The organism is Thermococcus alcaliphilus (genome assembly GCF_024054535.1).
GTDB lineage: Archaea > Methanobacteriota_B > Thermococci > Thermococcales > Thermococcaceae > Thermococcus_A > Thermococcus_A alcaliphilus.
Map to the genome: position 1 here is coordinate 31,819 of NZ_JAMXLV010000024.1, position 14,160 is coordinate 45,978.

Here is a 14,160-nt window from a genome sequence, read left to right on the forward strand (position 1 = left end):
TCACCTCAAAAATTTATTAAAAAATCAAAACGTTCTCTTAGCCTCCAAAATTTTTCCAATTTCTTCAAGCTTAGGATTCCTCTGCCACAGCGGTGTTTTGTCCCTTTTATAAGCTGGAACCAGCTCTTCAAAGGTTGGCTTTTCGTGGATGTAGAACACTCCCAGCGGGAGGGGATCGCTCTCTATAGCTCTCTTAAATGCCTCCTCCCTATCGTACGGGTTGTGGTCTTTCATCCAGTAAGTGTGCTCGCGATACCATTCGTAGGTGTTCACCTTGTTGAAGCTCACACATGGATGGAAGATGTCTACTATGGCTAATCCTTTATGCTGGATGGCCTTTTTGATTATCTCCACGCTCTCTTTGAAGTATCCCATGAAAGTCCTTGCTACAAAAGATGCATCCAGGGCTATTGCCAAGGCTATTGGGTTGAATGGCTCTTCAAAGACTCCCCAAGGTTGAGTAGGAGTTTTCATCCCCAGCATTGTTGTGGGAGAAGCTTGGCCTTTAGTCAAACCATAAATCTGGTTGTCGTGGACTAAAACCGTTATGTCTGGGTTTCTTCTTATGGCATGGAGAAGGTGGTTGCCTCCTTCAGCGTACATGTCTCCATCTCCACCCTCCGCTATTACCGTCAAAGATGGATTTGCAGCTTTAACAGCTGTAGCTATTGGAATTGAACGACCGTGAAGGGTATGGTAGCCGTTAACGTTTATGTAGTGGGGCATCTTTGCAGCTTGGCCAATTCCACTTATTATGACAACATCCTGCGGCCTTAGGTTGAGCTCGGCAAAAGCAGACCTCAAGATGTTTCTAATACCGAAGTTTCCACACCCGGGACACCAGGCTATGTCCTTGCTTCCGGGTCTTTCGGGTTCAAAAATAAGCGGAGAGATCATTCTAACACCTCCTTAAGAGCATCAAGAATCTCTTCAACGGAGAAGGGCCTCCCATCATACTCCAAAATCTTGTGATGCACTTCTACTCCAAACTCTTTCTTTAAAAGCTCTGCGAACTGTGCTGTAACATTTTGCTCGATGTCTATTATCACTTTGCCTTCCAAGAGACCTTTAACCTTCTCGGGCAGAGGATACACCCACTTAAAGTGCAGAAACGCTATGTCTTCCCTGTTGAGAACTTCGAGGGCTTCTCTTATCACATGGTAGGTTGAACCCCATGCGACAATGACGTATTTTGCATCCTCTCTCCCCACAAGTTCTGGCATCATGGCATTTTTCCTTATTGTTTCAAGTTTCTTTATTGCCCTTTTCTCCTGCATCAGCCTTGAAAGTTCCTCGTCTTCGGTTATGTCTCCCCACTCGTCGTGTTCGTTTCCGTTAGCCACCACAACACCCTTTCCGTATCCGGGAATGCTCCTTGGAGAAATGCCATCTTCGGTGAGCTTGTACCTCTTGTAGTCCTCATCGCTCTCCACAATGTACTTTTCCACCTTAATTTTGCTTAGATCAAGCTCTGGAAGGTTGTAGTAGGTATCGACAAAGTATTGATCCGTTAAGATTATCACAGGCACTTGGTATTTGTCCGCTAAATTGAAAGCCTCTGCCGTAAGGTAAAAAGCCTCCTCAATGCTCCCTGGCGCGAGAACTATGCGCGGAAATTCACCATGGCCAGAATAAAGAACAAGGTTCAGGTCGCCTTGCATTGTTCTTGTGGGCAAACCTGTAGCAGGCCCCGGCCTTTGAGCAAGGTGTATTACCACTGGATTTTCTGCCATTCCAGCTAAGCTTAGGGCTTCGCTCATCAAGGCAAAGCCGCCTCCCGAGGTTGTTACCATTCCCCTTGCACCGGCAAACCATGCTCCCAGAGCCATGTTTATTGCAGCTATCTCATCCTCTACCTGCTCCACTATTATTTCAAAGTCCTCGGCATGCTGGGCAGAAAAGACGGCAACACCTGTGGAGGGGCTCATGGGATAAAAGCTCAAGAAGTTCATTCCCCCCGCAACTGCACCCAAGGCTACAGCCTCGGTGCCGCTTAAAAGAACCTCTTTCTTAACGTTTTCGTCTCTTTTAACCTCAATCCCAATTGTTCCATCTTCACACAGCTTTACTCCAAGCTCATAACCTTTCCTAGCGGCTTCAATGTTTTTTAACACAACCTCTTCTCCTTTGCTGCCAAATCTTTTTCTCAGATATTCCTCAAGAACCTCAAAGTCCCCGTGGAAGAGTCCAACCACAACTCCCGCTGCTATTGTGTTTAAATACAGAGGACTGCCAACTTCTTTTGCCATTTCATTGAGAGGCACTTCAACAAAGTTTACTCTGCTGAGGTATTCCTCCTCAACGTTTTCCTTTTCGCCCAAAACCACTGTGTTCTCTGTGAGCCTCTTTTCCACCCAAGGAAGAACTCCACGTTTGAACGGGATTAAGATATCGATTCTCCTTACAAATGCTCTTACCTTTTTTGATGATACTCTGATTTCGGTGGTGTTTATACCACCTCTAACCCTCGACATGTACTCTTTGTTTGCATAGACGTTATAACCAGAAAGCTTCAAAACCCTTGTAAGAATCTCTTCAACTGTCTGAATTCCCTGACCTGCTGCACCACCCAAAACAATAGAAACATCTTCCTTAAACTCGACCATATGCCATCACTTCCAATAAAGTTCGACTTTCGTCATAATAAGGTTTGTGGATTAGGTTTATATAATTTTCTTCCAAAGCCCTAACAATGAAGAAAGCAAACAAACTCTGGGAAAAAAGACAAAGTTAAAGAAAAGAGATCATTCAAGCTTCTTGTAGCAGAACCACCAGTCGTAGCACTCTATCTCGCCCTTGGCTTTGGCCTCTTCGCGTTCTTTAACTTGGTCAACTGTGCTAGCTGGTGGGACAATGACTTTGTTACCTATAAGCTCATTGTTGGGCCACTTGTGAGGCAAAGCAACTCCCTTTTCTGTGCTTATCTTTAGAGCCTTGACGAGCCTTAAAATCTCGTCCCAATCTCTACCAACTTCGGCTGGGTAATAGACTATTGCCCTGATAACGCCTTTGTCATCAACCACAAAGACCGCCCTGGCTGTTATTGTTGCACCACTCGGTATCATGCCGAGTCTATCAGCCAAGTCTCCCCTGTCGTCAGCGATAACTGGGAAAGTTATTTCCTCACCGAGGTTCTCCTTGATCCATTCCATCCATTTGATGTGGCTGAATACTTGGTCAACGCTGAGTCCTATAGGCTCAACACCAAGTTCTCTGAACTTATCAATTCTCTTTTGTAGAGCGTAGAACTCGGTAGTACAGACGGGAGTGAAATCTGCTGGGTGGCTGAAAAGCAAGAACCACTTGCCCTTTTCTGCAAAGTAGTCTGGAAGCTTTATTACCCCGTGGGTTGTTTTTACCTCAACCTCTGGAAACTTTTCACCGATAGCTACCATCTCCATCACCTCATTTTGTTTTCATATGAAACTTTTAAAGTTCGAATATATAAAACTTTCGGTTTTCCTAACAAAACTCAGAAACCCTAATTAGTTCAGCGACGTTCCCATCTTTAAGTTCGAAAGAATAACTCAAAGAGACACAAGTTGTAAAACTAGCTCGGATTTTTCACAGTGCTTTTTCAGTCTCTCAATGACCCTTCTATCTCCTCCAAGTACGGGCCAGAGGATAGAATCTATGTGGAGGGGCGGCACACCAACTTCCCTCGAAATTTTTCTCCAGAATTTTACTGGCTCCTCGGATGTAAATCTTTTTGTGTAGTTTTCGATTCTGAAGTCTTTTGGGATGTCGATTTCCATTGGATAGGGAATGAACTCTTTGAAAGCTATCCTTGATGCATAGCCGAACATTTTTACAGCAAAAACAATGGTTTTTGCATCTTCCTTTGAATTCATGACCCTTGCCAAATGATCCCGAAATCTCAGCATATTGTGATAGTAATCCCTTAAATCCTCCATCGTTAGGGAGCTTAAAAAAGGCTCCAGCTTTTTAAGACGATTTAACTTCGGCTGGATTAATCTCCTGTTGGTTTTTGAGTTTGGCAAAAATTCGGAGTAAGCCGCTACGATGCCTTTTGGAGGGTTTTTTGAAAAGTACCTCGAGAATTCCCACCACCATTGTTCTCCTTTAGCAGAAAGCTGATAGCTAACAATTGAATTGGCTACCACAAGCTTGAGAAAGAGCTCATCATCATTAAGGTTTTTGTAAAGGTTCTCCAAAGCTGAAAACTGCAGGTCAACCTTCTCCTCGATGGTTCTAGCGCATTCAATACCGAGTTCTTTAAGAATGTTCTTGAGGGCTTCAACTTTCAATTTTCCCACCAAAAAGAAAAGGGAGTAGAGCCTTATAGAATTTGCGAAAAAATAAAGAGGTTACTCGGCTTTCTTTTCTTCTTTAGCTTCTTTCTTCTCGGGTGGCTTGGGCTTTGCCGGTGGTTTGAGGCCATAGCCGAGAATCCTGAACTCTACAACGTCACCATCCCTCAAGATGTATCTAACTTTACCCTCCTCGAGGTGCTCTATCTTAGCTAAGGGATGCCTGTAGTCTTTGAACTTCCTTACTTTCTCCTCTGGCAGGGGAACCCAGTCAAATAGCTCGAGCTCTTCCTCTTTCCACTCGGTTGTGAGGATGTAGTTTTCCACATAGCCTAAGGCATTCGTTGGACACACATCAACACAGAACTGGCAGAAAGTACAGCGTCCGTAGTCTACTTTAGGATGGGGTCTCTTTTCTCCCTCTATCCAGGTCATCTCTATTGCCCTTGCAGGACATATCTGGCCACACATGTTACAGCCTATGCACGTTTTCCAGTTAAGCGTGTGGAACCCCCTATACTTCTCGGCTATTTGCGTTTGTTCATAGGGGATCTTAATGGTGACGGGCTTTTTGAAGAGATACTTAAGCCCAAGCCATGGCTTGAGGAATGAAGGTTTCTTCTTGACTTTCTCTTCAGGGGCAACTTTAAATTCAACCTGCTTTGCGCTCTCCATTTTTATCACCTATCTATATCGGGTGGGCAGTTATCAAGGCTCACCAAAATCACGGGCACGTCTGCTAACCTTGCTCCCACTAAAAGTTGCTCTATCACTCTGATTCCGTGGGCTATGCTTGGGCCTCTTATCTGAACCCTGTAAGGCTTGTTTCCTCCATCGCTCACGACATAAGCTCCAAAGTCCCCTTTACTTGATTCCACGTGAGCGTAAGCGTCTCCAGCTGGAACTTTAAACCTTGGAAGAGCCTTGAAGCCAGCATGCTCTACCTTATAGGGTCCGCTCGGCGGCCCCATTTCAAGGAGCTGTTCGAGGATGTAGAGATCCTGTTCAAGTTCAAACCTTCTTACGAGAGCTCTTGCCAACGCGTCTCCCTCTCTAAGCACTGGCACCTCGAAATCAAGTTCTGGGTAAAGGAGATATGGGTCGAGCTTTCTAACATCAGCTCTAACTCCCGTCGCTCTGAGGTTTGGCCCGGTTACGCCTTCTTCCAAGGCAAATTTCTTGTCCATAACCCCAATTCCTTCAAGCCTCTTGAATGTGATGTAGTTTTCGAATAGGACGTTGTCAAAGTCTTTAAGCTTGTCTTTTAGATACTCCACAGTGTCCTTCAGCTGCCTTAACCACTTGTCTCCGGGTATGTCTCTCCTAACTCCCCCGGGGATTGTATAGATGTGGTAAACCCTTGCTCCAGTAAGCTGCTCGAAGAGCGCCATGAACCTCTCTCTATAAGCGGCAGCCCACTGTCCAGCGGTATAAACACCTAGCTTAAACGCCATTCCCATAGTCCAGAACAGGTAAGCACTAACCCTCGCCATCTCGAGGACTGTTGTCCTGATCCATTGAGCTCTCTCTGGAACCTCCCATCCCATGAGCTCGTCCACGGCCATTGAGTAGATTGCCTCCGGCACATCCGGCTCAGGAACACATATTCTAAGGAGGAGAGCTATGTTGGTATACCAAGGCCTATATTCGGCAAGCTTTTCAAAACCCCTGTGGAGGAATCCTGGGTTAGCTATGGCTTTGACTACCCTGTTACCATCCATTTTAAGGATTAGGCTGTAGTTCTCGGTGGCCATGTGCTGTGGCCCAAAGAACAACTCGTAAGTGTCCTTCTCAAGGGGTAAAAGCTCCATCCCATTTTCTCTCGCTTCTCTAATCAACTCTTGTTGTGAAACCATCTTTCTCACCTCAGATCACATAGTTCTCCTTATCCTCTTCAAACCTATCGAGCAGTTTGTACTTCCTCTTGACATAGCTAAGCATGTCAAAGTCCTTCCTGTGAGAAACCCCAGCTTCTCTGTCCTCATCTTCGAGAATCCACGGCATTTCAAGCTTATCGTTACCTTCAAAGGTTACCTTGTAGAATTCATGAGCGTCTCTCTCATAGGTTTCTGCAGCTGGATAAATGTCCCTAACACTTGGAACCTTTGCTTTATCAACGTCCCTTGGAATCCTCGTCTTTACAAAGGCATGAACTGCATATGTGTAGCTCCACATCTGGTAAACAAGCTCTATCTCGCCGTCCTTTGGCCAATCAACCGCCGTTATCTGCATCATTGACTCAAAGTTGTTTTCCTTGAGGAGAGTAAGAAAGTCCCTTATCCTGTCAGCTGGAATCTTGAACTCTATTCTTCTCTGCCTTCTAACCTTTCCCTCTGCGTATGGTGCTTTTTGGAGTATGGTATCTACGATTACCTGCTCTTTTTCAAGGCTCATTGCTTTCCTCCCCCGATTTCTTTCTTCTTGTTCATAAGCCAGGGTATCCATCTTCTCGCGGTTCTCTCTCTCCAGCCCTCGCCAAAGAGCTCGTCTTGGTTCTTCTTGTAGTACTCGTAGTTTTCCTTATAGCGCTTCCATCCATCGGCTTTGCCCGTCTCGATCAATTCCATCATCTTCTTTATTCCATCCATTACAGCCTCTGGCCTCGGCATACAACCGGCTATTGCCACATCCACCGGGATGTACTTATCGAGGTGCTTTATTGCGTTGTAAGCGTCCCAGTAAATGCCGCCATTAAGGGGACATGAACCGTGGGCAAGGACGTACTTCGGGTCGGGCTGCATCTCATAGGTTATGATTATCCTCTTGAGTGTCTTTGGAGTTACATAACCGGTAATGAGGAAGAGATCGGCCATTCTCGGCGCTGGATTAGGCATCATACCGAAACGCTCTAGGTCATATCTAGAGGTCATTAATGGGGGCATCTCTATACCCCCACATCCCGTACAAAATGCAACAATCCACATGCTTCTCTTTCTCGCAAAGTTGATGAGCGGTTCATACAACCTCCAATCTACCATCTCTACCACCTCACAGACTTGCTAAGATAGCTCCAAGAGCCGCTATAATTGTGGGCCACTTCCAGTAGAACTTTGCCGCTTGGTCTATGGTAAACCTCGGGAACAGTGCGCCCATGAAGGTCGCCACTAATAACACGGCTACCTGCTTAATAAGGAGTATTCCCAAGCTTGCTATTGTGTTGAGTATTGGGCTTGAGAACGCTGTAACGACGGCTCCTCCAAGGAATATGTTGCTGAAGAACAACGTTTCTGCAAATAATGCTATGGCGTGCTGTATCTGCAGTATCCCCATGTGCTTGCCGCCGAACTCTACCATCGGTCCAAGGGAAATCTCACCTGGGGCAATCATTATGTCGAATGGCTCTTTTCCGAACATTGCCTGCAGAACGATGTCATAAGCTATCGCTGCCAGCAACAGCGGAAGGTGAATTATGCTCCACCCCATTGTCTGCTGAGCCATGACTATTTCGTAGGTGCTGAAAGTTCCGTAAAATTCAGCCAAGGCAACTATAGCAAATCCTAGAGGTACTTGAATTGCTAAAAGTGTGAGCAGTGCTCTCTGGGCACCAATGCCTGCATAGGGGTTTCCTGAACTCATTGCTGCAAACATTATTCCCAGCATTGGGATTTCGAGGAGGAAAGTGATGAGGATTAGATCACCATAGGCTCTAAGGATTCCAATGCTGCCAAGTGGAATGAACATCAAAGCCAATATTGTCGCTCCTAAAGCGTAGATTACGCCGAAGTCGTAGATCAAACCGTGGGTTATGTTGCTCTTCTTGGAGAGAAGCTTTATTGTATCAAGGATGGGCTGGTAAATCGGGGGTCCAACTCTCCTGTGAATTCTTGCCGTAACTATTCTGATTATTCCCATGAACATGAACCCTACAAAGGTCGCATAAATTAAAATTAGGAAAGCCTTCAAAGCGGTTTCAATCATTCTTCACACCCCCCACAGTGCAAGGATTAGCAAGATTATTGCCAGATACCACGCGTAGCTTTGGGCGCTTCCATTGTAAATATAGCTCCTCAAAACCTCGGCCAAGTCCTCAACCCATGCCCCTATGTCCCGATAAAGCTTATCGAAGCTTATTCTGAGCCAGAAGGCAAGGGCCTCTTTTAGTGGAAGGAAGAAGTTCCTCCTTATGGTTAGGTTGTACTCCATTGTAACGGGGTTAGCAGATTGGTAGGTATCTGTGACCGGGACTTTTCTGACCTTTGCTCCAAGGAAGTAGATTATTCCAGCGATTATGATACCTACTATAAGGTAGATGAGTATTGCCAATGCGTTGTATCTTCCAAAGCCTAAATCAAGTACAAAGAGGTTTCCGCCGATAACTTCCTTTCCAAATATTTTGTTGAGTTCTCTAGCAACTAATCCCGGAGCTATACCCAAGACAACGTTGAACAATGCCAATATCGCCATCGCTATCGCCATTGGTAGCGGGGCGTCCTTGGTGTCGTCAAGGTCGGTTGGTCTTTGTCCAAACCACACCGCATATGTGAATCTTATTAGGTAAACGAAACCTATTGCACTTCCAAAGAAGACCATGCCACCAAGTATTGGGAGATTTTGGCTTATAACCGCCTCAAAGAGCACCCACTTGCTCGCGAACCCAACAAGTGGGGGTATTCCAGCTAAGCTTAAAATCGCCACGAATGCCATTGCAAAGGTGAAGGGCATCTTCTCAGCCAATCCTCCCATGTCCGCAAAGGTCGTCTTGCCTGTGCGGTAGACAATTGTAGCAACTATGAGGAAGAACAATCCCTTAAAGAGTGCGTGGCTTAGAGCGTGGAAGAGGGCAGCTTGCATGCTTAAAGCCGTGCCCACTCCTATACCAACTAGTATGTAGCCAATTTGGCTTATACTTGAATAAGCGAAGAGCTTTCTTATGTCCTCTTGGAGAGCTGCCAAAAGACCACCGACAATTATTGTTAAGCCACCGAGGAAGGCTATTATATATCCGAACTTTGTCGTGCTTCTAAACCCTCCAAGCTCAATCGCTAGGCGAGTCCCCATAAGGATGTAGAGCATTACAAGGCCGTAAACTCCAGCCTTGCTTAGAACTCCGCTGAACATCGCTGTATAGCTCTGGTTAGTCTCGGAGTAAGCATCGGGCGCCCACACGTGGAGTGGGAACATTCCCGCTTTAACTCCAAACGCAATTAGGAAGAGCAGGTATATAAGGGCACTCTCTCCTTTGCTGAAAACCGTATCTGCTCCAAAAGCCGCTGCATAAGCTTCTTTGTACATCGCCTGCTGTATCTGGGCAAAGTCAAACGTGCCGAGCTTTGCGTAAATCATTCCCAGTGCAATAAGCATCGCATATGCTCCAAAGACGCTCAGCAGGAAGTACTTAAGTGATGCAGCTCTGTTGTAGTGGAGAACCATCATAAAGCTCGCAAAGGTCATTATCTCCCAGAAGATGAAGAAAGTCATAAGGTCGTTTGCGAGGAACACTCCAAGTACTCCGCTGAGGCTCATTAACGCAAATAACCATTCATAGCTGTCTCTACCCGTAGATACTAGGGCAAGGATTGCCGAAAATCCTACCAAGGCACCTATTCCTAGGAAGAACCAGTTCAGTGTGTTTAGAGCAAAGGTCAGCTTAAAGACGCCCAAGTTGAGGACAAAGCTAAGGCCTTCGCCTGTCTTCTGGTATAGCAGAGCGGTGTATCCGAGTGAAACCCCAGCTCCTAAAACACCAAGGATCTCTCTAATGCCTTTCATGTCAATGAGCCACGCCAGAGCACCAGCTATTAGGGGAGCAAATATAACTAAGGCAAGTTCGTTCATGGGTTCACCCCCATTAGAGGAACGTTCTTAACATATTGGGCAACGTTGAAGATATCATTTCCAGCTTTCTGCATAACATTCCAGAATGGCTCTGGATAGATTCCAATGACTATTATCAACGCCACCAGCAAGAGCATCACCAATGCTAGCACGCTGTTTTCCTTCACTTTCTCGCCCTCTCCCTTGAACCATATTGTGTGTATCAGCCTTATATAATAGGTAGCCTCCACCAAGCTTGCACCCAAGATCAGTGCGACCACCCAAGTGTACTGAGCATTTAACGCGGCAAGGATAAGTTGCATTTTGCTCCAGAAGATGTTGAAGAGTGGTACCCCAATGATGCTTATCGCACCAATGGTTATTGCAAACGCAGTTACTGGCATTCTCTTGCCTAATCCTTCAAATTTGTCCATCTCTGCCCCTCCAAGCTCCACTGCAACATAGCCAACTGCCAAGAACATAAGGGCTTTAACTATTGCGTGATTAAACATATGAAATACGCTTGCGCTTACACCGTTTGCTGTTCCTAAGGCTAAGCCCACGGCAATCAGACCAACTTGGGCTATACTGGAATAGGCAAACATTCTCTTAACATTGCTTTGCCTTAACGCACTCATCTCGCCTATAATAACAGTGAGGGTTCCCAAGATTATCAGCAACCTTAGGATTGAGCTCCACCCTTCTGCGGCACTGAGAATATACAGAATCCTTCCAATTGCATAGAGAGAGGCTTTAACGACAAAGGCGGAAAACATTGCCGTCACTGGGTGTGGGGCTTCTTGATACGCATCAGGCGCCCAGGCGTTAAGTGGGAACTGCTCTGCCTCAACTGCCAATCCAAAGATAAGCAACGCCAGTCCAGCTTTAGCAGCAGTGGGGTTAATTAAATGTGCCAATTGTGCAATGTGAGCCATGTTGAGTGTTCCGAGGCTTCCGTAAATCAAGGCGATGCCGACGAGGAAAAAGCTTGAGCCAACTCCTCCGAGGACAACGTACTTTAGAGCAGCTTCACTCGCTTCTCCGGTTTTATTGTAAGCGGTTAATGCATAAGCACTTATTGCAGTGATCTCCATGAAGACGAAGAGGTTGAAGATGTCTCCAGTGGAAATCATACCGGTTGCACCGAGCATGAGAAGCAAGAACAACATTGCGTATTTGTCCTTTGGCTCAACGCTAACGGCTTTAATGCTAAAGATTGCCATTAGAAAGCTGGCAACTGCAATAACTAAGACGAAGAGTGCTGCAAAGTGTCCTATATAAAGATTGATTCCAACAGGAGGCCTAAATCCACCGGCCATGACTATTATTGGTTTTCCTGTTGTGTAAACTTCCTTGAACACTAAAGCGGCAATTCCACTTTGTATTAACGTCACCAAAGCCAAGAATGGCATTACTGCATTTTTACTTATTCTCTTGAGTATTGGAATGAAGAATGCACTAAACAACGGTAACGCGATGAGGAGTGAAGCGTACTGACTCATCCCCTCAACCTCCTTATCTCTTCTACGTTAAGGGTCTTGTACTTCTCGTAGAGGTTTATAACAACACTCAAGGCCATTGCAGTTGTTGCAACACCAATAACTATTGCTGTAAGAACCAAAGCCTGGGGGATTGGATCTACAGCCTTGTCTGGGGTTATTCCCTCGCTAAGTATGGGTGCACTTCTCCCGCTAACATAGCCAACGCTTATGAGCAGTAAGTTAACCCCAGTTTCCATTATGCTAAGCCCAACGAGCATCTTAAGGACGTTTCTCTTTGCCAATACTGCGTAAAATCCAATAAGGATTAATGCGATTGAAGCAAAGTAGTACGGGTTCATTGCCCTCCCTCCTCGGGCTCTTTAACCATGTTGTCAACAATTCCAGTAAGTTCAGTACCGACCTTTATCCCAATTAGGGTATAGATTATTGGTATGAACCCCGCACTGAAAAGCCTTCCAATGTTCTCCTTTCCGATTCCCCATGTTTGCCATATCCAGTCAAAGAGGAAGTAGCCGCCTATTGCCAAACCTATAAGGCCAACCGTAACATAGCCAACACCGGCGAGACCTTCAAGGGGTTCAAAGATTTTGTGATCTATTTCGTAGACTGTGAAAGCCAAGTAGAGGAATAGGAACGCTGTTGCGATTGTTGCCCCACCGGGGAATCCTCCACCCGGAGTCAGGTGTCCATGGATAAAGATGTAGGCTCCAAAGAGCATTATGAACGGTAAAAGAAGCCTTGCACCAGTTGTTAAAACAACGCTTCCCTCTGTTTTTGCCGTTCTCTTCCTCTTCTTTCTCCATAGAAGGGCGGCAACACCTGTGGAAGCTATGAATAGCACGGTAACTTCTCCTAGAGTATCAAAACCTCTGTAGTTAACGACCACAGCGGTTACAGCGTTTACTGCCCCAGTCTCTTCCTTAACATGCTCGAGGTAGTATTTGCCTACGAGCATTCTATCTTCGCCGAAGGGAACTTGATCGAGGGCCTTTGCCATCCAGAAACCTATTATCAAGATGAAAACTATGGCAAGGATACGCTTCACCATCTCACCCACCATCCTGTGCCTTCTTCCTCACTCTCGTATCTCTCGGTTCTCTTTATTGCGAAGATGAAAACTGCAGCACTCAAAGCGGCTCCTATAGCTGCCTCAACCATAGCTACATCCGGTGCTTGAAGGAAGAAGAAGGCTATTGAGGCGAATAAGCTTACTGCAGCCATTCCAACTACCGCTGCCAAAAGGTCTCTCCATTCAACTGCGAAGATTGCGGAGATTACCATAAGAGCGGCTATAAAAATAGCAACCCAGTCACTCATTCGTCTCAACCTCCTGTGAAGGTTCTTCTAACTTCTCCTTTATTTCCTCTACTCGCTCCAAGGAGCTTTCTGCCTCTTTGTACCTGTCTACAATACTGCCCTCCCACAAAGGCACTCCACTCTTGTAAGCAGCTCTGATTAATGCATGTGCCGCTATTGGATTCGTGAGGAGCAGAAATACGGCAATTATCAAAGTCTTTGGAATCCAAGAGTAACTTCCCACTTCTCCAATGGCCCATATTCCAGTTCCGATTATAACGCCAAGGGATCCCAATGTAGCGCTCTTGGTTGCAGTTTGCATTCTGTTGTAAACATCAGGCATTCTAATGAGACCTAATGAAGAGAGCACGTAGAAGAAAGTTCCAAAGAGCACAAGGGCTTGGCCAATTATTGAGGCAACGCTCATAGACCTCCCTCCATGTATCTGGCGAAGGATATAACTCCAACGAAAGCAAGAACTGCATAAACTAACGCCACGTCAAGGAATATCGCTCTCCTGTAGTAGAGGGCAAACAGCACCATCAGCCCGGTGGTTAAAGTGGTCATTATGTCTACCGCAACTATTCTGTCGGCTGTCGTTGGTCCTCTGAAAAATCTGTACATGCTTAAAACAACAGCAAGGGCAATTAGGATTAGATAGACCTCTATCATTCGAAGATCACCTTCAGGAATTTTTCAAAAGGTTTTGTTATGTTCTCAGAAGCTCCCTCTATACTTTTGTCTTTAACATCAATCCAGTGGATGAAGTAGCGATCGCCTTTAACATCTAGAGTAATTGTACCCGGAGTCAAGGTTATTGAATTGGCAAGGGTCAGCTTTCCAACGTTGTTGGTGAGTGTTGTTTTACATTCAACAATTCCTGGGTTTATTGGTCTTTTTGGGTGCAAAACACGGTATGCAACATCTAGATTTGCCATTATCATTGCCCAAAGGAAGTAGGGTATGTACGCTATGAAATACAGCACCCTTTTTGGATTAAGGTTTCCTAAGCCTCTCTCTGTAAAAACTTCGTAGGTCAGCGCTCCAACCACTAATGAAAATATCGCTCCAATGGTGAGTTCTTGAGGATCAAGGCTGCTGGTTAAAAACAACCAAATAATAAACAATATCAAAACGGTATAGATGTATCGGCTTATCTTGCTTGCTTCTCCCATTTAACAACCCTCCACAAGCCAAGGTTGAAATTTTTTACACCTAACGTTTCTAACCTTTATTGGGGGATTGATATTTATAAACCTTATCAAAACACCAAAAGGTTAAAAACCAATGGTTAAACAAATAAAAACTTGCTTTCCCAAATTTAACAAAAAGAAAAA

General features: G+C 45.4%; 17 protein-coding genes. All 17 read right to left on the reverse strand.

The genetic code is table 11. The annotated features are described in order from the left end of the window. Positions 1-24: 24 nt before the first annotated feature. Positions 25-897 carry a thiamine pyrophosphate-dependent enzyme gene (locus NF859_RS09845; protein WP_252744091.1) on the reverse strand — a complete coding sequence of 291 codons (873 nt, stop codon included), beginning with the start codon at positions 895-897 and terminating at the stop codon, positions 25-27. Continuing rightward, positions 894-2,606 carry a 2-oxoacid:acceptor oxidoreductase subunit alpha gene (locus tag NF859_RS09850; RefSeq protein ID WP_252744092.1) on the reverse strand — a complete coding sequence of 571 codons (1,713 nt, stop codon included), beginning with the start codon at positions 2,604-2,606 and terminating at the stop codon, positions 894-896. The genes NF859_RS09845 and NF859_RS09850 overlap by 4 nt, the downstream gene beginning before the upstream one ends. A gap of 138 nt (positions 2,607-2,744) precedes the next feature. Continuing rightward, positions 2,745-3,401 (reverse strand): peroxiredoxin, encoded by a 657-nt coding sequence (locus NF859_RS09855; RefSeq protein ID WP_289846489.1) that lies wholly within the window; start codon positions 3,399-3,401, stop codon positions 2,745-2,747. Between the two features lie 126 nt (positions 3,402-3,527). Beyond that, positions 3,528-4,268, reverse strand: coding sequence for an N-glycosylase/DNA lyase (locus NF859_RS09860; RefSeq protein WP_252744093.1), 741 nt, complete (start codon positions 4,266-4,268; stop codon positions 3,528-3,530). A gap of 60 nt (positions 4,269-4,328) precedes the next feature. Continuing rightward, the gene (gene nuoI / locus NF859_RS09865; RefSeq protein WP_252744094.1) at positions 4,329-4,946 is read right to left on the reverse strand and encodes an NADH-quinone oxidoreductase subunit NuoI; all 618 of its coding nucleotides are present in this window, start codon (positions 4,944-4,946) and stop codon (positions 4,329-4,331) included. A 5-nt stretch (positions 4,947-4,951) separates the two neighbouring features. Continuing rightward, entirely contained in the window at positions 4,952-6,127 is a 1,176-nt protein-coding gene (locus tag NF859_RS09870) for an NADH-quinone oxidoreductase subunit D (RefSeq protein WP_252744095.1), read from the reverse strand. Between the two features lie 10 nt (positions 6,128-6,137). Then, positions 6,138-6,665 (reverse strand): NADH-quinone oxidoreductase subunit C, encoded by a 528-nt coding sequence (locus tag NF859_RS09875; RefSeq protein WP_042697173.1) that lies wholly within the window; start codon positions 6,663-6,665, stop codon positions 6,138-6,140. Then, positions 6,662-7,249 (reverse strand): NuoB/complex I 20 kDa subunit family protein, encoded by a 588-nt coding sequence (locus tag NF859_RS09880; protein WP_252744096.1) that lies wholly within the window; start codon positions 7,247-7,249, stop codon positions 6,662-6,664. The genes NF859_RS09875 and NF859_RS09880 overlap by 4 nt, the downstream gene beginning before the upstream one ends. Positions 7,250-7,259: 10 nt before the next feature. Continuing rightward, positions 7,260-8,189, reverse strand: coding sequence for a respiratory chain complex I subunit 1 family protein (locus tag NF859_RS09885; protein WP_252744097.1), 930 nt, complete (start codon positions 8,187-8,189; stop codon positions 7,260-7,262). Between the two features lie 3 nt (positions 8,190-8,192). Further along, entirely contained in the window at positions 8,193-10,046 is a 1,854-nt protein-coding gene (locus tag NF859_RS09890; RefSeq protein ID WP_004068083.1) for a proton-conducting transporter transmembrane domain-containing protein, read from the reverse strand. Further along, positions 10,043-11,527 (reverse strand): proton-conducting transporter transmembrane domain-containing protein, encoded by a 1,485-nt coding sequence (locus NF859_RS09895; RefSeq protein WP_252744098.1) that lies wholly within the window; start codon positions 11,525-11,527, stop codon positions 10,043-10,045. The genes NF859_RS09890 and NF859_RS09895 overlap by 4 nt, the downstream gene beginning before the upstream one ends. Further along, positions 11,524-11,865 (reverse strand): NADH-quinone oxidoreductase subunit K, encoded by a 342-nt coding sequence (locus NF859_RS09900; protein WP_004068081.1) that lies wholly within the window; start codon positions 11,863-11,865, stop codon positions 11,524-11,526. The genes NF859_RS09895 and NF859_RS09900 overlap by 4 nt, the downstream gene beginning before the upstream one ends. Continuing rightward, on the reverse strand, positions 11,862-12,575 hold the full coding sequence (locus tag NF859_RS09905) for a Na(+)/H(+) antiporter subunit B (RefSeq protein ID WP_087036346.1): 714 nt from the start codon (positions 12,573-12,575) through the stop codon (positions 11,862-11,864). The genes NF859_RS09900 and NF859_RS09905 overlap by 4 nt, the downstream gene beginning before the upstream one ends. Further along, entirely contained in the window at positions 12,569-12,844 is a 276-nt protein-coding gene (locus NF859_RS09910; RefSeq protein WP_004068079.1) for a DUF4040 domain-containing protein, read from the reverse strand. The genes NF859_RS09905 and NF859_RS09910 overlap by 7 nt, the downstream gene beginning before the upstream one ends. Continuing rightward, on the reverse strand, positions 12,837-13,250 hold the full coding sequence (gene mnhG / locus NF859_RS09915; protein ID WP_004068078.1) for a monovalent cation/H(+) antiporter subunit G: 414 nt from the start codon (positions 13,248-13,250) through the stop codon (positions 12,837-12,839). Before mnhG ends, NF859_RS09910 begins: the two co-directional genes overlap by 8 nt. Continuing rightward, positions 13,247-13,495, reverse strand: coding sequence for a monovalent cation/H+ antiporter complex subunit F (locus tag NF859_RS09920; RefSeq protein ID WP_252744099.1), 249 nt, complete (start codon positions 13,493-13,495; stop codon positions 13,247-13,249). The genes mnhG and NF859_RS09920 overlap by 4 nt, the downstream gene beginning before the upstream one ends. After that, on the reverse strand, positions 13,492-13,998 hold the full coding sequence (locus NF859_RS09925; RefSeq protein WP_252744100.1) for a Na+/H+ antiporter subunit E: 507 nt from the start codon (positions 13,996-13,998) through the stop codon (positions 13,492-13,494). Before NF859_RS09925 ends, NF859_RS09920 begins: the two co-directional genes overlap by 4 nt. Between the last annotated feature and the right edge of the window lie 162 nt (positions 13,999-14,160).

Coding starts and splice junctions, on each gene's coding strand:
- NF859_RS09845 (WP_252744091.1), bottom strand. CDS start 897: ATGATCTCTCCGCTTATTTTTGAACCCGAAAGACCCGGAAGCAAGGAC.
- NF859_RS09850 (WP_252744092.1), bottom strand. CDS start 2,606: ATGGTCGAGTTTAAGGAAGATGTTTCTATTGTTTTGGGTGGTGCAGCA.
- NF859_RS09855 (WP_289846489.1), bottom strand. CDS start 3,401: ATGGAGATGGTAGCTATCGGTGAAAAGTTTCCAGAGGTTGAGGTAAAA.
- nuoI (WP_252744094.1), bottom strand. CDS start 4,946: ATGGAGAGCGCAAAGCAGGTTGAATTTAAAGTTGCCCCTGAAGAGAAA.
- NF859_RS09870 (WP_252744095.1), bottom strand. CDS start 6,127: ATGGTTTCACAACAAGAGTTGATTAGAGAAGCGAGAGAAAATGGGATG.
- NF859_RS09875 (WP_042697173.1), bottom strand. CDS start 6,665: ATGAGCCTTGAAAAAGAGCAGGTAATCGTAGATACCATACTCCAAAAA.
- NF859_RS09880 (WP_252744096.1), bottom strand. CDS start 7,249: ATGGTAGATTGGAGGTTGTATGAACCGCTCATCAACTTTGCGAGAAAG.
- NF859_RS09885 (WP_252744097.1), bottom strand. CDS start 8,189: ATGATTGAAACCGCTTTGAAGGCTTTCCTAATTTTAATTTATGCGACC.
- NF859_RS09890 (WP_004068083.1), bottom strand. CDS start 10,046: ATGAACGAACTTGCCTTAGTTATATTTGCTCCCCTAATAGCTGGTGCT.
- NF859_RS09895 (WP_252744098.1), bottom strand. CDS start 11,527: ATGAGTCAGTACGCTTCACTCCTCATCGCGTTACCGTTGTTTAGTGCA.
- NF859_RS09900 (WP_004068081.1), bottom strand. CDS start 11,865: ATGAACCCGTACTACTTTGCTTCAATCGCATTAATCCTTATTGGATTT.
- NF859_RS09905 (WP_087036346.1), bottom strand. CDS start 12,575: ATGGTGAAGCGTATCCTTGCCATAGTTTTCATCTTGATAATAGGTTTC.
- NF859_RS09910 (WP_004068079.1), bottom strand. CDS start 12,844: ATGAGTGACTGGGTTGCTATTTTTATAGCCGCTCTTATGGTAATCTCC.
- mnhG (WP_004068078.1), bottom strand. CDS start 13,250: ATGAGCGTTGCCTCAATAATTGGCCAAGCCCTTGTGCTCTTTGGAACT.
- NF859_RS09920 (WP_252744099.1), bottom strand. CDS start 13,495: ATGATAGAGGTCTATCTAATCCTAATTGCCCTTGCTGTTGTTTTAAGC.
- NF859_RS09925 (WP_252744100.1), bottom strand. CDS start 13,998: ATGGGAGAAGCAAGCAAGATAAGCCGATACATCTATACCGTTTTGATA.